This window comes from Chitinophaga sp. Ak27, assembly GCF_012726295.1.
Lineage (GTDB): Bacteria > Bacteroidota > Bacteroidia > Chitinophagales > Chitinophagaceae > Chitinophaga.
This window is the reverse complement of sequence record NZ_JABAOB010000001.1, coordinates 1875999-1892077: the sequence shown is the minus strand read 5'-3', so window position 1 is coordinate 1892077 and position 16079 is coordinate 1875999. Positions and strand designations below refer to the sequence as shown.

Annotated in this window: 17 protein-coding genes; 14 read left to right on the top strand and 3 right to left on the bottom strand. The window is 46.9% G+C overall.

Annotated features, from left to right (window positions below; genetic code table 11):
• Positions 1-1128 carry a hypothetical protein gene (locus HGH90_RS07465; RefSeq protein ID WP_169190743.1) on the top strand — a complete coding sequence of 376 codons (1128 nt, stop codon included), beginning with the start codon at positions 1-3 and terminating at the stop codon, positions 1126-1128.
• Here the strand turns inward: HGH90_RS07465 and HGH90_RS07460 are convergent.
• Together HGH90_RS07460 and HGH90_RS07455 are read right to left on the bottom strand one after the other, a co-directional pair.
• A complete protein-coding gene (locus HGH90_RS07460; protein ID WP_211092856.1) occupies positions 1123-1686 on the bottom strand; it encodes an NADPH-dependent FMN reductase in 564 nt (187 codons plus the stop codon). The genes HGH90_RS07465 and HGH90_RS07460 overlap by 6 nt on opposite strands.
• A 33-nt stretch (positions 1687-1719) precedes the next feature.
• Positions 1720-3273: a hypothetical protein gene (locus HGH90_RS07455; protein ID WP_168762279.1), complete on the bottom strand. Its 1554-nt coding sequence runs from the start codon at positions 3271-3273 to the stop codon at positions 1720-1722.
• A 152-nt stretch (positions 3274-3425) separates the two neighbouring features.
• Between HGH90_RS07455 and leuC the strand changes: the two genes are divergently transcribed.
• From leuC to HGH90_RS07425, 6 genes are all read left to right on the top strand, one after another.
• Complete coding sequence (gene leuC / locus HGH90_RS07450; protein WP_169190742.1) at positions 3426-4823, top strand: 3-isopropylmalate dehydratase large subunit; 1398 nt, start codon at positions 3426-3428, stop codon at positions 4821-4823.
• Between the two features lie 11 nt (positions 4824-4834).
• Positions 4835-5587 (top strand): class I SAM-dependent methyltransferase, encoded by a 753-nt coding sequence (locus HGH90_RS07445; protein WP_169190741.1) that lies wholly within the window; start codon positions 4835-4837, stop codon positions 5585-5587.
• Positions 5588-5602: 15 nt separating this feature from the next.
• Entirely contained in the window at positions 5603-6202 is a 600-nt protein-coding gene (gene leuD / locus HGH90_RS07440) for a 3-isopropylmalate dehydratase small subunit (RefSeq protein WP_168762282.1), read from the top strand.
• A 43-nt stretch (positions 6203-6245) separates the two neighbouring features.
• Positions 6246-7325 carry a 3-isopropylmalate dehydrogenase gene (leuB, locus tag HGH90_RS07435; RefSeq protein ID WP_168739482.1) on the top strand — a complete coding sequence of 360 codons (1080 nt, stop codon included), beginning with the start codon at positions 6246-6248 and terminating at the stop codon, positions 7323-7325.
• Positions 7326-7352: 27 nt separating this feature from the next.
• Positions 7353-8858, top strand: a complete 1506-nt coding sequence (locus HGH90_RS07430) for a 2-isopropylmalate synthase (protein WP_169190740.1) — start codon at positions 7353-7355, stop codon at positions 8856-8858.
• 160 nt (positions 8859-9018) lie between these two features.
• A complete protein-coding gene (locus tag HGH90_RS07425) occupies positions 9019-9411 on the top strand; it encodes a hypothetical protein (RefSeq protein WP_168762284.1) in 393 nt (130 codons plus the stop codon).
• Positions 9412-9413: 2 nt separating this feature from the next.
• On the opposite strand, the gene HGH90_RS07420 is transcribed toward HGH90_RS07425, so the two are convergent.
• A complete protein-coding gene (locus HGH90_RS07420; RefSeq protein WP_168762285.1) occupies positions 9414-10091 on the bottom strand; it encodes a M15 family metallopeptidase in 678 nt (225 codons plus the stop codon).
• A 144-nt stretch (positions 10092-10235) separates the two neighbouring features.
• On the opposite strand from HGH90_RS07420, the gene HGH90_RS07415 reads away from it, so the two are divergent.
• The 7 genes from HGH90_RS07415 (at position 10236) to HGH90_RS07385 (ending at position 16045) form a co-directional block, all read left to right on the top strand.
• Positions 10236-11021, top strand: coding sequence for an SDR family NAD(P)-dependent oxidoreductase (locus tag HGH90_RS07415; RefSeq protein WP_248276972.1), 786 nt, complete (start codon positions 10236-10238; stop codon positions 11019-11021).
• Positions 11022-11095: 74 nt separating this feature from the next.
• Positions 11096-11845, top strand: coding sequence for a hypothetical protein (locus HGH90_RS07410; protein WP_168762286.1), 750 nt, complete (start codon positions 11096-11098; stop codon positions 11843-11845).
• 22 nt (positions 11846-11867) lie between these two features.
• Complete coding sequence (locus HGH90_RS07405; RefSeq protein WP_168762287.1) at positions 11868-12719, top strand: fumarylacetoacetate hydrolase family protein; 852 nt, start codon at positions 11868-11870, stop codon at positions 12717-12719.
• 5 nt (positions 12720-12724) lie between these two features.
• A complete protein-coding gene (locus tag HGH90_RS07400) occupies positions 12725-13054 on the top strand; it encodes an L-rhamnose mutarotase (protein WP_145671464.1) in 330 nt (109 codons plus the stop codon).
• Positions 13055-13114: 60 nt separating this feature from the next.
• Positions 13115-13942 carry an amidohydrolase family protein gene (locus tag HGH90_RS07395; RefSeq protein WP_169190739.1) on the top strand — a complete coding sequence of 276 codons (828 nt, stop codon included), beginning with the start codon at positions 13115-13117 and terminating at the stop codon, positions 13940-13942.
• Between the two features lie 20 nt (positions 13943-13962).
• Positions 13963-14745, top strand: coding sequence for an SDR family oxidoreductase (locus HGH90_RS07390; RefSeq protein ID WP_168762289.1), 783 nt, complete (start codon positions 13963-13965; stop codon positions 14743-14745).
• Between the two features lie 61 nt (positions 14746-14806).
• Positions 14807-16045: a sugar MFS transporter gene (locus HGH90_RS07385; protein WP_168762290.1), complete on the top strand. Its 1239-nt coding sequence runs from the start codon at positions 14807-14809 to the stop codon at positions 16043-16045.
• The last annotated feature ends 34 nt before the right edge of the window (positions 16046-16079 follow it).

Below are 16079 nucleotides of genomic sequence, written 5' to 3'. Positions count from 1 at the left end.
ATGCGTACCACATCGGCTATACTCAGTAAGATATTCACGCAACGATTCTATATTCAGAATACGGGCTTTTTCCTGGTACTGTTTTACCTGCTCTTCGGCGTAGTCAACGGCGCCAACCTGATCGCCTATCACAAAGCGCTGATGCTCGGCTTCCTGGGAAACTACTCGTTCCTGCTCCTTGTCATGCTGCTATGGACATCGTACGCACTCAAATGTGTAGGATTTATCCTGAAAACATTCCAGCTGCAGGGATACGATTTCCTTTTTCCTACCATGGGCAGTGTCAGCAAACCGGCACGCATACGGTTATGGCTGCTGCTGCATACCGCCATCTATATGCCGGTGCTGGTATATGCGGGCATCGCCCTCATCGTGGCGGTACAATACCAGTATTATGTGCCCGCAGCCCTGATCGTGGTATTGAATATAGCCAACTGCGTTTGGCCGTTGAGGTTATATGAACGGAAACTGGCACAACCAGATATTCTTTTTTTTACCGGCCACCTGCAACGCTGGCTCAACCGGCACTTTACCAAACCGCCGGTACTTTTCTTCCTGTATGAGCTGTTCACCAATTTCCCGCGCCGCATCGTCAGCACTAAATTATTTTCTGCCGGCGTACTGTGGCTTACTTTCCTGATTATGGAGCGAGGGGAATATTTTGACCTGCGTGGATTGCAGATAGGAGTGATGGTAAGCGTCATGATTCATATGCAGCTGATGGTACATCATCGCGCCTTTGATGATACGTATCTCCACTTCATGGAAAACCTGCCTATACGCCTGATCAACCATTATGCCCGGCTTATAGGCGTATATGTAATTATGTTTTTACCGGAAATGGTGATGCTTGCAGTTAACGGCTATACGAAAACTCCCATAGGAGGGCTCATCACCGTCTTTTGTACAGCGCTGTCGCTGCTCATCTTATTCCGCTGCCTGTTATATTTTTCGAAAATGAATCCGGAAATTCATGTGAGATATACGATGCTCACCTCCTTCATCGTATTGTTCATGATCCTCGGACATTATGAATGGCCGGCTATCCTGTTGTTACAGGCAGCATCGGCCATCATTTTCTTTAAAAAATATCGTTCGTACGAGCCTTATATTCCACCGGAATCATGACTTCATCTTATCGCTCAGCTTAGCCAGCGACTCCAGCAGCAACGGGAATTGTTTAATGAGGAACTCGTCGGTTAAATTACCGGCCTCGTCAAATTTATGTTGCGCATGTGCAATCATAATTTCCGGTTTGTTGATAATATAAGCATTGAGGAAAACCATTACCTGGCGCAGATGATACTGCATGCGGGCCGTACCGATTTGTCCCTGTGAAGCACCCATAATAGCCACGGCTTTTTCACTGAAGGGTTTATCAGGATGCCGGGAAACCACGTCTATCGCGTTTTTCAATGCACCAGGCACGGAGTAATTATATTCAGGCGATATAATGATTACCCCATCCGACTCTTTTATTTTCTTCACCAATGGTACTACCTGCTCGGGCAACTGCTCGGTGTGCAGATCGGCATTATACAGCGGGATATTATCGTAATGTACCTGCTCAATGTGAATGTGCGAGGGCGCCAGCTGCTGCAGGGCTTTTAAGGCCATCGTATTGTAGGAACCCTTGCGTAAACTCCCGGAAATGGCGACAAAGTAATAGTGTTTTTCGTCAGACATATGCTCATCATTTTGGCCGACGAATATATACATTTATATGCGTTTCTCTTTATTCACAAACTTACGGTGGATAACTTCCTGCACAGGGATGCCTTCAATTTTACTTTCCAGCCAGGAAATGATGTCCAGGTACAGGAAGGAACGGCGTTCATACGGATCCTGTGAAATCTGTTCCAGCCTGTCTTTCAGGTCGGCAAAGGCATTGCGCAACGCTTTCGGATTGGCATAGATATACCGGCGCAGGAATTTCATAATTTCTTCCATCACCAGGCCAAGGTCTTTGTGTTTGGAAATGAAGTGATACACCGATTTAATCAGGTATTCTACCAGGCTGTAGTTTTCCAGCTCGTAATGCGCGATCAGGTGCAGGATACGGGCGAAGCATTGGATATCGGCCCGCAGGTTACCTATCTTCAGGTTAATGATTTTATTGAGATAAACAATGGCTTTGCTGTTATCTCCGCTACCAAAGTATAAACAGGCTATCTTATAGTAAAACACCAGCACCCGGTGCTGGTCTATTTTCAGCGTATGTTTACTGATCTCTGTTTCCAGTTCTGGCACCATTGCCAAGCCCTGGCTGAAGGTGCCTTCCAGGAAGTAACGGTTGATTTTGGCGGTATACAGGTATACGAAAGCCGAGGTGCGGGTATTCTCATGAAAATTATCCTGGTTGGCCTGTATAAAATCTTCCAGGTCCTGCAATGCCGCTTTGAATTTTTCGAAATTGGAAGTATAAAAATGGGCGGTGAGCAGGTTATGCTGCGCTTTGATGTACAGGTCCATATCGGTTTGCTGCAGGGAAGGGTATTTACGGAACAGGTCCACCCATTTCTGCGTATAACGGTAATACATCAGGAAATCCTGCAGGATATAGTAGTACCAGCTGGAGGCCTGGTACATATATACTTTTTCGTAAAAGCTCATATGCGCATGCTGGAGGGCCGGCAGCTGGCTTTCAAAAAAGGACTTCACCATTTCCCCATCCCGTTCATTGCGGGCATGGCCGAGTTTGAGGTACAGCCCATACATGCGGAGCGACAAGGTGGAGAGGCGGCTGATATTGGTAAGCTGTTGCTCGATCTGCCGGGACTCGCTGCTGAGCACTTCCGCCCGGTTTTCCAGGCTGCGGGTAATATGACGCGATTCAATCAGTTTCTCAAACTCTACAATTTCGTAAGTCAGCATTACTTCTTCCTGCTCCATGGCCATGGACTTGGCTTTGGACAGTATTTTCAGGCTCTGGTTATACAACCCTTTGTTGTACAGCACCCGCGCATGGTCCAGCTGCTCCCGGAGGTCGATCAGCGGATCTTTCTGCTTGTATAATTGTCTTAAACTGGATAACAGGTGTTTGTAAAGATGCGCCTTTACATTCGACAGCTGCTGTTTCTTGATATCGGTGATTTTCTTCAGTATCTGCTCCTCGTCATATTCCTTCATTTTGTCCAACGTGGTAAAAAGTTGGATGAATAAGACGTCTTCCTTGGTATTGTTTTTATTGAACGCCAGCTGAAAATTACGTTTTTCGGCTTTTGTGAGTGTTTTTATTAATATGAATAAGGCATCACTTTGACTGTTGGGCATCGTTATTAAAATCTTGTAAGTTACTGATAAACAATGTTTTAATGTGTATCAAGTGCTGTTAAAGGTTGTAATTAAAGCAAATTTAGCAATATGGCATTTATTAATGACCATTAGATTTGAAGGTATAAACAATTCTAAAAGGAAGCAAAAGGATGGGAAAAACGTTATTTGATAAAATCTGGGACAGTCACATTGTGGCGAGCAAGCCGGGGCATCCCGATGCCGTGTACATCAATACACACTTTATCCACGAGGTAACCAGCCCCCAGGCATTTGATGGATTACGTAAGCGTGGCATCCCGGTATTTCGTCCGGCCAAAACCAGGGCCACCGCCGACCACAACGTACCTACCTTACACCAGGATCAGCCCATCAAAGAGGCTTTGAGCCGCCACCAGGTAGAAATGCTGACCAAAAATACCAGTGAATACGGCGTAGAGCTGTATGGTTTAGGTCACCGCTACCAGGGTATTGTGCACGTGATAGGTCCCGAGCTGGGCATTACCCTGCCAGGGATGACCATCGTTTGCGGCGACAGCCACACCAGCACCCACGGTGCTTTTGGCGCCGTTGCCTTTGGCATTGGCACCTCCGAAGTAGAGCAGGTACTGGCTACCCAGTGTATCCTGCAATACAAGCCTAAGCGCATGAAGATCGAAGTGAATGGACAACTGGGCAAAGGCGTACTCTCGAAAGACATCATTCTGTATATCATCTCCAAAATATCCGCTTCCGGTGCTACCGGTTACTTTGTGGAATATGCCGGAGAGGCTATCCGCAACCTGAGCATGGAAGCCCGTATGACCATCTGTAATATGAGTATAGAGATGGGAGCGCGCGGCGGACTCATTGCTCCGGACAGCACCACATTCGATTATATCAAAGGCAGGGAGTTTGCTCCCAAAGGCGCCGACTGGGATAAAGCCCTGGAATATTGGAAAACCCTGTACTCCGATGCAGACGCCACTTTCGACAAAGTGCTCACCTTCGACGCCGCAGATATAGAACCGCAGATTACCTACGGCACCAATCCAGGTATGGGCATGGGCATTACCCGCCATATCCCTGCCCTGGAGCAACTGGAAGAAAAGGAAAGGCCTTCTTTCAAAAAATCCCTCGAATACATGGACCTGCAACCCGGCGCTGAACTGCTGGGTAAAAAAGTAGACTACGTATTCATTGGCAGCTGCACCAACTCCCGCATCGAAGACTTGCGGCTGGTGGCCGATTTCGTGAAAGGCAAACACAAAGCCGACGACGTGGTGGTATGGATTGTACCCGGCTCCAAACAGGTAGAAGCACAGGCAAAAGAAGAAGGCATCGACAAAGTCTTTGCGGAGGCAGGCTTCCAGCTGCGCGAACCCGGATGTTCCGCCTGCTTGGCCATGAACGAAGACAAAGTGCCTGCCGGTATGTATTGCATCTCTACTTCTAACCGTAATTTCGAAGGTCGTCAGGGGCCTAATGCCCGCACCTTCCTGGCCAGCCCGCTCACCGCAGCAGCAGCGGCCATTACCGGCAAAGTAGCAGACGTAAGGGAATTATTATAAAAGCAACAACGATGGCAGATCAATGGAACGCTGAATTATATAAGGAGAAACATGCCTTTGTATTTGAATATGGCAACAGTCTGATCGACTGGCTGCAACCCCAGGCTGGAGAACAAATCTTGGACCTGGGCTGTGGTACCGGCGAGCTGACGGCGCAACTGGCACAATGCGGCGCGGAAGTAACAGGCATAGATGCCTCCGCCGCCATGATTCAAAGCGCCCGTGCGCATTTCCCGGACATCCACTTTGAGGTAGCCGATGCCACGACTTTCGTGCTGCCAACGGCTTTCGATGGTATCTTTTCCAATGCCACCCTGCATTGGGTGCAGGAAAAAGAGAAAGCGATTGCCCGCATGTACGCCCAGCTGAAAAAGGGCGGCCGCCTGGCGATTGAAATGGGCGGGAAAGGCAACGTAGAAAGTATACTTGCCGCCCTGGAAAAGGCTATGCAGCAAAGAGGATATAGCTATGCGCCCTTCTGGTACTTCCCTTCCCCGGCAGAATATACTACCCTGCTGGAAAAAGCCGGGTTCCGGGTAGACCGCGTACACTTCTTTGACCGTCCTTCCAAACTGGTAAACCCCGAAACCGGCATCAGTGATTGGCTCGAAATGTTTGGGCAACATTTCTTCGCCACTGTACCGGAAACCGATAAAATGGCCATACTGGCGCAAGTGCAGCAAGAAGTAGCGGGGCAGCTGACGAAAGACAACGCGCTGTATGCCGATTATGTCCGCTTACGGGTGGCTGCCACAAAAATTTAAAATGTAATATTCACCATGAGTAAAATATTCCAACATCTCGTTTCACCTGCGGTACCTGTACCGATCGAAAATATAGATACCGACCAGATCATCCCGGCACGATTCCTGAAGGCTACCACCCGGGAAGGCTTCGGGGAAAACCTGTTCCGCGACTGGCGTTACGAAGCCGATAATACACCTAAGGCCGACTTTGTCATGAACAACCCGCTCTATAGCGGTAAAATCCTGGTAGCAGGAAAGAATTTCGGATGTGGATCTTCCCGGGAGCACGCAGCCTGGGCTATTGCCGACGCAGGTTTTAAAGTGGTAGTGAGCAGTTTTTTTGCAGACATCTTCAAAAATAACGCCCTCAACAACTTCATCCTGCCCATCCAGGTAACAGATGCTTTCCTCGACAAAATATTTGAAGCCATTTCAGCCAATCCAAAAGCGGAGCTGGAAGTAGATCTCGAAAACCAGTTTATCCGCATTGTAGCTACCGGCGAAAAAGAAAGCTTCGACATTAACCAGTATAAAAAAACCTGTTTAATGAACGGTTACGATGATATCGATTACCTGCTCAGTCTCCGCAAGGAAATCGAACAATACGAAACCACCAGACCATTTAATTTCTAACCGTTAAATACTAACGAAAAAATAGCTAACTAAATAAAGCTTTATGGGCGTTGAGAAGAAAATATTAGTAATACCCGGTGATGGGATCGGACAGGAAGTGACGGCATGGGGACAAAAAGTGCTGATGGCGATTGCACAAAACTATCATCACACTTTCACTTTCGAAGAAGGGATTATGGGGCATGTAGCAATTGAAGCTACCGGCAACCCGCTTCCCGACGAAACGTTGGAAAAGGCCAGGCGTTCAGATGCCATCCTCTTCGGGGCTATCGGTCATGCCAAATACGACAACGATCCTACACTGAAAGTAAGACCAGAACAGGGATTGCTGAAAATCAGGAAAGAACTGGGACTATATGCTAATCTTCGCCCGATAAAGTTGTTTGATGAATTGCTGGAAGCTTCCAGCATTAAACCGGAAATTCTGCGCGGAGCGGATATCCTTTTCTTCCGGGAGCTGACCGGGGATGTATATTTCGGAGAAAAGATCAGGACTGCCGACCGTAATACCGCGTCCGACCTGATGATCTATCATCGTTATGAAGTAGAGCGTATTGCCCGCAAAGCATATGAAGCTGCCCGTACCCGCCGTAAAAAGCTTTGCTCTGTAGATAAAGCAAACGTACTGGAGGCCAGCCGCCTTTGGAGAGAAGTAGTACAGGAAGTGGCCAAAGAATATCCCGATGTGGAAACAGAACATATGTTTATTGATAATGCAGCTATGCAGCTGATCAAGGACCCTAAACGCTTTGATGTAGTGGTAACTGGTAACCTGTTTGGTGATATCCTCACAGATGAAGCGTCCCAGATAGCTGGTTCCATGGGGATGCTGGCATCTGCTTCCGTAGGTGACAGCACTGGCTTCTACGAGCCTATTCATGGTTCTGCACATGATATTGCCGGTAAAGGTATTGCCAACCCGCTGGCATCTATCTTATCTGCTGCCCTGCTGCTGGATATTTCCTTTGGGCTGAAAACCGAATCACAACGGGTGATTAAAGCGGTAGAAGCTACACTCAGACAAGGTTTTAGGACAATGGATATTGCCAACAAACATACGGTTAACGATTGTATCATGGGCACCGATGCAATGGGTGCCAAAGTATTAGAGAATCTGAATTAATCATTCAATAAAATTATTACACCTATCATGGATAAAAATCGTGTATACGTCTTTGATACCACCTTGCGTGATGGAGAACAAGTCCCTGGCTGTCAGCTGACAACTGTAGAAAAAATTGAAGTAGCGAAAAAACTGGAAGCTTTAGGCGTAGATATTATCGAAGCCGGTTTCCCTATTTCCAGCCCTGGTGATTTCCAGAGCGTAGTGGAAATATCCAAAGCAGTATCGGAACCCGTTATCTGCGCTCTTACCCGTGCCAATACCAAAGATATCGACGCCGCCGCCGATGCGTTGCGTTTTGCTAAACGCGGACGTATCCACACCGGCATCGGTTCCTCCGATATGCACATCAAGTATAAATTCAACAGTACCCGGGACGAAATCCTGGAACGCGCGGTCGCCGCAGTGAAGTATGCCCGCAAGTTTACTGATGATGTGGAATTTTATGCAGAAGATGCCGGCCGCGCCGACAACGAATACCTGGCGCGTATGATTGAAGCGGTGATTGCAGCAGGTGCCACCACCGTAAATATACCAGATACCAACGGGTACTGCCTCCCGGATCAATATGGCGCTAAAATCAAATACCTGGTAGATCATGTGTCCAATATCGATAAAGCGATTATCTCTGTTCACTGCCACAACGACCTGGGATTGGCTACTGCCAATACCATTGCCGGTGTAATGAATGGCGCCCGCCAGGTAGAATGTACCATTAACGGCATCGGCGAACGTGCCGGTAATACTTCCCTCGAAGAAGTAGCCATGATCCTGAAAACGCACCATGCGCTGGGATATCATACCAACATCAACTCAAAAGGTATCTACGAAATCAGTAACCTCGTGGAAACGATGATGCACATGCCGGTGCAGCCTAATAAAGCGATTGTAGGCCGCAATGCCTTCGCGCATAGCTCCGGTATCCACCAGGATGGAGTACTGAAACACCGTGAAAACTACGAGATCCTGAATCCTGAAGACGTAGGTATCAACTCCAACTCCATTATCCTCACTGCCCGCAGCGGACGGCACGCCCTGAAGCACCATCTGCAGCGCCTGGGCTATAACCTCGAAATCGTAAACGTAGATGAAGTGTACCAACGCTTCCTGGTATTGGCCGATTCCAAAAAGGAGATCAGCGATGCCGACCTGTTACAGCTCATGGGCGATGGCGACGAAAAGAATTACGATGATAAAGCGATTAAGGTAACCCTGTTACAGGTGGTATGCGGCGATCCGCTCCGCCCAATGGCCACTGTAAAACTCAAAATTAACGGGGAAGAAAGGGAAGCCAGTGCAGCCGGTAATGGCCCGGTAAATGCTACCATCAACGCGATCCATAATATTGTGAAAGATGAGATTGAACTGGATGAATTCAATATTCAGTCTATGCGCGGCGGTAGCGAAGATGTAAGTAAAGTTAATATGCGGGTAAAACATAACGGCATGTCGTATTATGGTTTTGGTATTTCTACCGACATCGTAAATGCTTCTGTGCATGCTTATGTAGATGCCTTGAATAAAATATATTAAGCGGCAGAAAGCGGAAAGCAAAAAGCTATTATGGAGGAGGATAACTAAAGCGATTTTAAAATATTCGCTGGGATCATCCTCCATAATAGCTTTTTGCTTTCCGCTTTCTGCTGTAACTTTTATGGCGGGTTCACGTTATACAGATATATAATACGACCCGATGAGAACAGCGTTTATACTACTAACAGTATTATTGGTATTCCCTGCCTGTAAAAAAGATAGTGATAACTGCACCCGTTATGGCAAAATTGATATTGGCAGTGTCAGATATATAGGAACCAGCAGGGGAGAAGCAGGACAACAGGGGGCCGCCTTTTTCGATGTTACCTGTGGGGTTCCTAATGGTTGTTATTCAATCAATAAATTTATATTAACAAAAGATAAGGATACTATTGTTGTTGGAGCGGAATCTGTTCTGAATACCTGTATTGCCTGCATCCTCGAGCCGATCTCCGTTACCAAGAATTTTGTATTTACCCCCAGTACTGCCGGAACTTATTATATGAAGTGGAAGGGAATACCCAACCGTATAGACACTGTTTTTATCCGTTGATCTTAAAAGAAGATATCCATCAGGGGATATTTTTTATAATCTGGCAGGTAATAATGCCACCATTCTGTAGAACTTCCCTTAAATCCATGTTGTTTCATGGTATCCCGCAGTAGTTTGCGGTTGGCAGCCACCGCCGGGTTGGCAGGCGTATAGTTTTCATGTGCTTTCAACGTAAAATCATCGAAGTCTGTTGGCATGGCCACCGGCTTATTGGTTTTCAGGTCTACCATGCTGAGATCGACGGCCACGCCCCGGTTGTGCCCTGATCCTTTGCGGGGATCGGCGGCATAGAGGTCGTTGGGCACTATTTTAAACATGGCCTCCGTTACATGGTAGGGGCGGTACGCATCATATATTAATAACCCGTACCCTTTTTTTCGTAACGCTTCCTGAACGGCTTTCAGCGCTTTGGCGGCGGGTAGTCGCAGGTAGATATCGGTCCGGGTATACAGGCGTTGTTTGGTAAAGTTATTCGTGGTGGCATACCTGATATCCTTTTTGATACCGGGGATATAATGCTCCAGGTTTACCAGCTGCTGGGTGCTGTCATTTTTTACTAATTGTTCGTATTGTTGCGGGGAGTTGAGCACCGCTAATCCGTATTTGTTAACAGGTATTTTCTGCGCGTTTGCCTGGCCGGTAATAGCGCCCAGCAGTGGTAATAGCAATCGTATTCTCATGTCCTTAAAATTCTCAAAAAAGCGCCAAATTCGCACCGAATTATTGAATTTTGCGAAAATAAGGCAAGAAAGTATGAAATACAGTGAAAATACAATTGTAATCGCCTTATATTAATAGGTATTTTAGAACCCTTAAAATTTTTAATGATGGAACTGTTCAGATTAGATAGTAAAGTGGCGGTTATCACAGGTGGTGGTAGCGGCATAGGACAGGCAATAGCGAAAACATTTGGCGCGCAGGGTGCACAGGTGCATATCCTGGAGTTGAATGAAGATGGTGGAAAGACTACAGCGGAGGAAATCAGGGCAGCAGGCGGTCAGGCTACTGTACATGCCTGCAACGTAGCCGACCAGGCAGCAGTGATCCGGGTAATGGACGGTATTGTGAAAACAGCCGGAAAACTGGATATCCTGGTGAATTGCGCTGGTATTGCACATGTGGGAAATTTGGAGAATACTACAGAACAGGACTTCGATAGGGTATACCAGGTCAATGTAAAAGGAACTTATAACTGCATGTATGCAGTGATTAAACAGATGAAAGCGCAAGGCGGCGGGGTCATCCTCAACGTGGCCTCCATTGCCTCCAGCGTGGGTATACCAGACCGGCTGGCCTACTCCATGAGTAAGGGGGCGGTATTGACGCTGACATTATCGGTAGCGAAAGATTACCTGGGCGCCAATATCCGATGCAACTGCATATCTCCCGCCAGGGTGCATACGCCGTTTGTAGACGGGTTTATTGCCAAAAACTATCCCGGCAAAGAGGCGGAAATGTTTGAAAAACTGAGTAAAACACAGCCTATCGGACGCATGGCCAAACCAGTAGAAGTAGGTAACCTGGCTTTATATCTCTGCTCTGATGAAGCAGGATTTATTACCGGTACCGATTATCCAATTGATGGCGGTTTTATCAGGTTGAATAATTAATAGAATGAGGTGTCAAAGTGCGGATGATTACCCGTATCTTTCGATTTATTCATTCATTAATTTTTAATTATATCATGCAACAATTTCGGATAGGTCTGGCAATCGCATTGGCCATATTTACTGCCTGTAACAGCGGCAATCAATCTGCAAACAGTAAACCCGGCGCAGATACGTCTGCTGTAGTACCGGCTACCCCCGCAGGAAAGATAGCGGTTAGTATTGCTAACCGGGATAAAGATACAGCGCTGGTCACCATCAACTTTCAGCTGAATGGTCAGACCAAGGAAAAGACCTTCGAACAAAGTATTTTAAAAGATGTATCAGATGCCGACCTGTACAAAGTGTTGTGGGATGCGCCTAACAGCTGTTATATCGGCGTATTGAAAGCTAACCACCAGCCACGTTATTATCACGCCTCCGTGAGTGATAAAAATGATCTCAAGATATTATGGTTTGCTTCTCCGTCAGAACGTATCTGGGGCTATATGGAAAATACCATGGGACTGGGTAAAGTATCTGCCGGCAGCGACATGGTACAGCAATACAAGAAAAATTTCCAGTCAGGCAACATCATTGGCGATTTCATTGCAGAAATTAAGCCCAGTGCTTCACCGGATAGCCTGGAGTTGTACGTGGAATTTGGCGGTATCAGAAAAAGCATGTTTATGGCCGTTCCCAAGGGCTCTAAAGGTGTGATCCAACCAACCGGCCAGCCAGATCATGTGTATTTCTCCTTTGTAAAAGATAACAAAGCAGAACCGATGATTGATCTGCATGTAGAAAATGGACGGTTGCAGGTAAAAACATTGAAAGAAATTAAGTAAGCATAATAAAAAATATATTGAAATGAAACTGATCAGGTTCGGTTTACCGGGAGAAGAAAAAGCAGGCCTTGTAACAGATGCCGGTATGTTTGATGTGAGTGCATTTGGAGAAGACTACGGAGAGAAATTCTTTGCCACCAACGGACTGGAGCGCCTGGCTGCCTGGTTTGCCCAGCACGCCGGCGAATGCCCGCAGGTACCTGCAGGCACCCGCCTCGGAGCCCCTATCCAGCGCCCTTCTAAAATCATTTGCATTGGTCTCAACTATGCCGACCACGCCCGCGAAACCAATGCTGCTATTCCCGCAGAACCTATCGTGTTCTTCAAAAGTACTAGCGCACTGGTAGGCCCCAATGATAACCTGGTGATTCCCCGCAACAGTGAAAAAACCGACTGGGAAGTGGAATTGGTAGTCGTGATTGGTAAAAAAGCTTCTTATGTAGAAGAAAAAGATGCGCTGGATTATGTAGCTGGTTACTGCCTCCACAACGACTATAGCGAACGGGCTTTCCAGATTGAAAGAGGCGGACAATGGGTGAAAGGAAAAAGCTGCGATACGTTTGCTCCCCTGGGCCCATGGTTGGCTACCAAAGATGAGATTGCCGATGTAGATAATCTTCGTTTATGGCTGACCGTTAATGGCCAGAAAATGCAGGATGGCAACACCTCCAACTTCATCTTCAATGTACCATACGTGGTGTCTTACCTTAGCCAGTTTATGACCCTGCTCCCGGGAGATATGATTTCTACCGGTACACCGGCAGGAGTGGGCCTGGGTATGAATCCACAGGTATACCTGAAAGCAGGCGATGTTATTGAACTGGGTATCGATGGCCTGGGTACTTCCAAACAAACAGCAGTAGCTTATAAATAACCGGTATGAAAAGATATTGTCTGGCACTGGACCTGGTAGATGATCCGCAGTTGATCAGTGAATATGAAGCATATCACCGCAACGTATCTGCCGAAATCAAGAAAAGTATTACGGATGCCGGTATTACGGTCATGGACATTTACCGCATCGGTAACCGTTTGTTTATGATCATGGAAGTAGATGATACCTTTTCTTTTGAACGTAAAGCAGCCATGGATGCGGCCAACCCCGCGGTAAAAGTGTGGGAAGACCTGATGTGGAAATACCAGCAATCCTTGCCGGTAGCCAAAAACGGCGAGAAGTGGATGATCATGGAACAAATTTTTGCATTGTAATACCACCTGCTCCTGTCCTCTGTGCATAACGGCGGACGGGAGTATCATACCAATACTCATATGGTTATTGACGCACACCAACATTTCTGGCAGTATCAGCCGGTTCGGGATGCCTGGATAGATGAATCCATGGAGGTAATCCGCCGCGATTTTTTACCGGAAGATTTAATACCGGTGCTGGAAGATAATGGCGTTCATGGCTGTATAGCCGTACAGGCCGATCAATCGGCCGAAGAAACTTCTTTTTTGCTGTCGCTCGCCGAAAAGCACGACTTTATCAAGGGAGTAGTGGGCTGGATCGACCTGCGGGCAGATAACATCCAAGAGCAATTGCAACAGTATGCCGGTTACCCGCTGCTGAAAGGCTTCCGTCATATTGTACAGGCAGAACCGGATTTCAATTTCCTGCTGGGAGAAAATTTTTGCCGTGGTATCAAAGCATTAGCGCAACACCAGTTCACCTATGATATCCTCGTATATCCAAAACAGTTACCAGCCGTAGAAGAATTTGTACAGCTGTTTCCGGACCAGGCGCTCATCATCGATCACCTGGCCAAACCGTATGTTAAGACCGGTGAACTGGCAGAATGGGCGGCACAAATGCGGCGCATCGCCCAGGCCCCACATGTATACTGCAAGTTGAGCGGACTGGTTACTGAAGCCGACTGGCAGCAGTGGAAGCCGGCGCATTTCCGGCCCTTCCTGGAGGTGGCTTTGGAAGCATTTGGCCCAAACAGGCTGGTATATGGCTCCGATTGGCCCGTATGCCTGCTGGCAGCGCAATACCATGAGGTGAAACATATCGTCACCGATTTTATCAGCACCTTATCAACATCAGAACAACAACAAATAATGGGAGGTAATGCCTGCTCATTTTATCATCTATAAAAAATAATATCATACACACTATGGATTTAGGATTACAGGAGAAAGTGATAATAGTTACCGGTGGCGCTAAAGGCATTGGAGAAGCCATATCTAAACTGGTAGCTGCTGAAGGAGGTATTGTAGTAATTGCCGGCAGAAGTACGGCAGACAATGAAAAAACAGTCAATGACATCATCGCCGCTGGTGGCAAGGCACTCGCCGTTACCGCCGAGCTCGGACTGGTAGACGACTGCAGAAAAGTAATCACTGAAACCGTAGCTAAGTATGGCAAAATAGACGGACTGGTAAACAATGCCGGCGCCAACGACGGCGTAGGACTGGAAAGCGGTAGCCCGGAACGATTTATGCAATCATTGCAAAATAACTTATCCCACTACTACAACCTGGCTCATTTTGCATTGCCTTACCTGAAAGCGACCAAAGGAAATATTGTAAACATCGGTTCTAAAGTAGCCACCACTGGTCAGGGTAATACCAGCGGTTATGCGGCTTCCAAAGGCGCTATCAATGCACTTACCCGTGAATGGGCGGTAGAAATGCTGCCGTATTCCATCCGTATCAATACCGTGATTCCAGCCGAAGTATGGACGCCATTGTATGAAACATGGATCAATTCCTTACCTAACCCGCAGGAGAAGCTGGCATCCATCACGGCCAAAATTCCATTCGAAAGAAGAATGACCACTTCAGCAGAAATCGCTAACACCACCGTGTTTTTGCTGTCGCCACGTTCATCTCATACAACCGGACAAATAGTTTATGTAGATGGCGGTTACACCCATCTCGACAGATCCATCAGCTAAGGAACAAGAGCAGCAACCGTTAACATTTATACATTTTATCTGAAACATTAAATTCTTCGTTATGGCCGGAGGCGCAGTAAGTAATTCCACCTATACCAGTACCAAGGATACCGGTGCAAAGCCGGGTAGCTACCTGTTCCCGTTTATTTTAGTGACTAGCCTGTTTTTCCTGTGGGGACTGGCTTATGGTCTGTTAGATGTGTTGAATAAGCATTTCCAGGAAGTATTGAATATTACCACCAAACGTTCTACCTTATTACAGGGAGCTTATTTTGGTGCTTATTTCCTGATGGCACTGCCAGCAGGGATGTTTATGAATAAGTTCGGATATAAGAAAGGTATTATCCTGGGGCTGATGTTATACGCCATTGGTGCTTTCCTGTTTTATCCGGCTGCCAATGCACTCAATTTTGATTTTTTCCTGGCGGCATTATTTATCCTGGCTTGTGGATTAGCTTGCCTTGAAACCGCTGCCAATCCATATGTAACGGTATTGGGGGCTAAAGAAACCTCAGAGCAGCGACTTAATTTATCGCAGTGTTTTAATGGACTGGGATCTTTCCTGGGGCCTATCATCGGCGCCAAATTGTTTTTTGGTAGTGGCAGTAATGACCTGACTACAGTAAAACTGACCTATATCGCTATTGGCGTGGTGGTATTATTGATTGCAGGATTCTTTTACAGAACGCCACTGCCCGAAATTAAAGAAGCGGAGCAAGAGGGAAAGGAAGTAATGGAAGATACCCGCCCGCTTTTTGCCCACCGTCACTTTGTACTTGGCGTAGTAGCCCAGTTTTTTTATGTGGCGGCACAGGTAGGAGTGGGGGCGCTTTTTATCAATTACGTTACTGCTTACTGGCATGGCATTTCCACCGAAAATGCGTCTTACCTGCTGTCCGTAGGCATGGCTTTATTTATGGGAGGCCGCTTTGTGGGTACGGCGTTAATGCGCAAGGTTGCACCTAACCAGTTACTCGCTATTTATGCGTTTATCAATATGTGTTTATGCGCTTTTGTGATGACGGGTAATGGGGCGCCTTCTGTGTATGCGTTGATCGCCGTGTTCTTCTTCATGTCCATCATGTTCCCGACCATTTTTGCGTTGGGTGTAAAAGACCTGGGAAAAAATACCAAGCGGGGTGCTTCCTTCCAGGTAATGTCTATCGTGGGAGGTGCTTCTGTGCCTTATGTAATGGGTATTGTTACCGAATGGCAATCACTGGCTATTTCCTACGGCATTCCTACTGTATGCTTTTTCATCGTGTTCTTATACGGTTGGAAAGGGTATAAGAGAGTATAACCAGTTATTTCTTTTTTATATATAATCCGCAAAA

What these genes read in the sequence shown, in the direction of transcription:
- HGH90_RS07460 (WP_211092856.1), bottom strand. Translation starts at nt 1,686, where the DNA reads ATGTCTGACGAAAAACACTATTACTTTGTCGCCATTTCCGGGAGTTTA.
- leuB (WP_168739482.1), top strand. Translation starts at nt 6,246, where the DNA reads ATGGGCGTTGAGAAGAAAATATTAGTAATACCCGGTGATGGGATCGGA.
- HGH90_RS07405 (WP_168762287.1), top strand. Translation starts at nt 11,868, where the DNA reads ATGAAACTGATCAGGTTCGGTTTACCGGGAGAAGAAAAAGCAGGCCTT.
- HGH90_RS07390 (WP_168762289.1), top strand. Translation starts at nt 13,963, where the DNA reads ATGGATTTAGGATTACAGGAGAAAGTGATAATAGTTACCGGTGGCGCT.
- HGH90_RS07445 (WP_169190741.1), top strand. Translation starts at nt 4,835, where the DNA reads ATGGCAGATCAATGGAACGCTGAATTATATAAGGAGAAACATGCCTTT.
- leuC (WP_169190742.1), top strand. Translation starts at nt 3,426, where the DNA reads ATGGGAAAAACGTTATTTGATAAAATCTGGGACAGTCACATTGTGGCG.
- HGH90_RS07430 (WP_169190740.1), top strand. Translation starts at nt 7,353, where the DNA reads ATGGATAAAAATCGTGTATACGTCTTTGATACCACCTTGCGTGATGGA.
- HGH90_RS07385 (WP_168762290.1), top strand. Translation starts at nt 14,807, where the DNA reads ATGGCCGGAGGCGCAGTAAGTAATTCCACCTATACCAGTACCAAGGAT.
- HGH90_RS07395 (WP_169190739.1), top strand. Translation starts at nt 13,115, where the DNA reads ATGGTTATTGACGCACACCAACATTTCTGGCAGTATCAGCCGGTTCGG.
- HGH90_RS07455 (WP_168762279.1), bottom strand. Translation starts at nt 3,273, where the DNA reads ATGCCCAACAGTCAAAGTGATGCCTTATTCATATTAATAAAAACACTC.
- HGH90_RS07465 (WP_169190743.1), top strand. Translation starts at nt 1, where the DNA reads ATGCGTACCACATCGGCTATACTCAGTAAGATATTCACGCAACGATTC.
- HGH90_RS07425 (WP_168762284.1), top strand. Translation starts at nt 9,019, where the DNA reads ATGAGAACAGCGTTTATACTACTAACAGTATTATTGGTATTCCCTGCC.
- HGH90_RS07400 (WP_145671464.1), top strand. Translation starts at nt 12,725, where the DNA reads ATGAAAAGATATTGTCTGGCACTGGACCTGGTAGATGATCCGCAGTTG.
- HGH90_RS07410 (WP_168762286.1), top strand. Translation starts at nt 11,096, where the DNA reads ATGCAACAATTTCGGATAGGTCTGGCAATCGCATTGGCCATATTTACT.
- HGH90_RS07420 (WP_168762285.1), bottom strand. Translation starts at nt 10,091, where the DNA reads ATGAGAATACGATTGCTATTACCACTGCTGGGCGCTATTACCGGCCAG.
- HGH90_RS07415 (WP_248276972.1), top strand. Translation starts at nt 10,236, where the DNA reads ATGATGGAACTGTTCAGATTAGATAGTAAAGTGGCGGTTATCACAGGT.
- leuD (WP_168762282.1), top strand. Translation starts at nt 5,603, where the DNA reads ATGAGTAAAATATTCCAACATCTCGTTTCACCTGCGGTACCTGTACCG.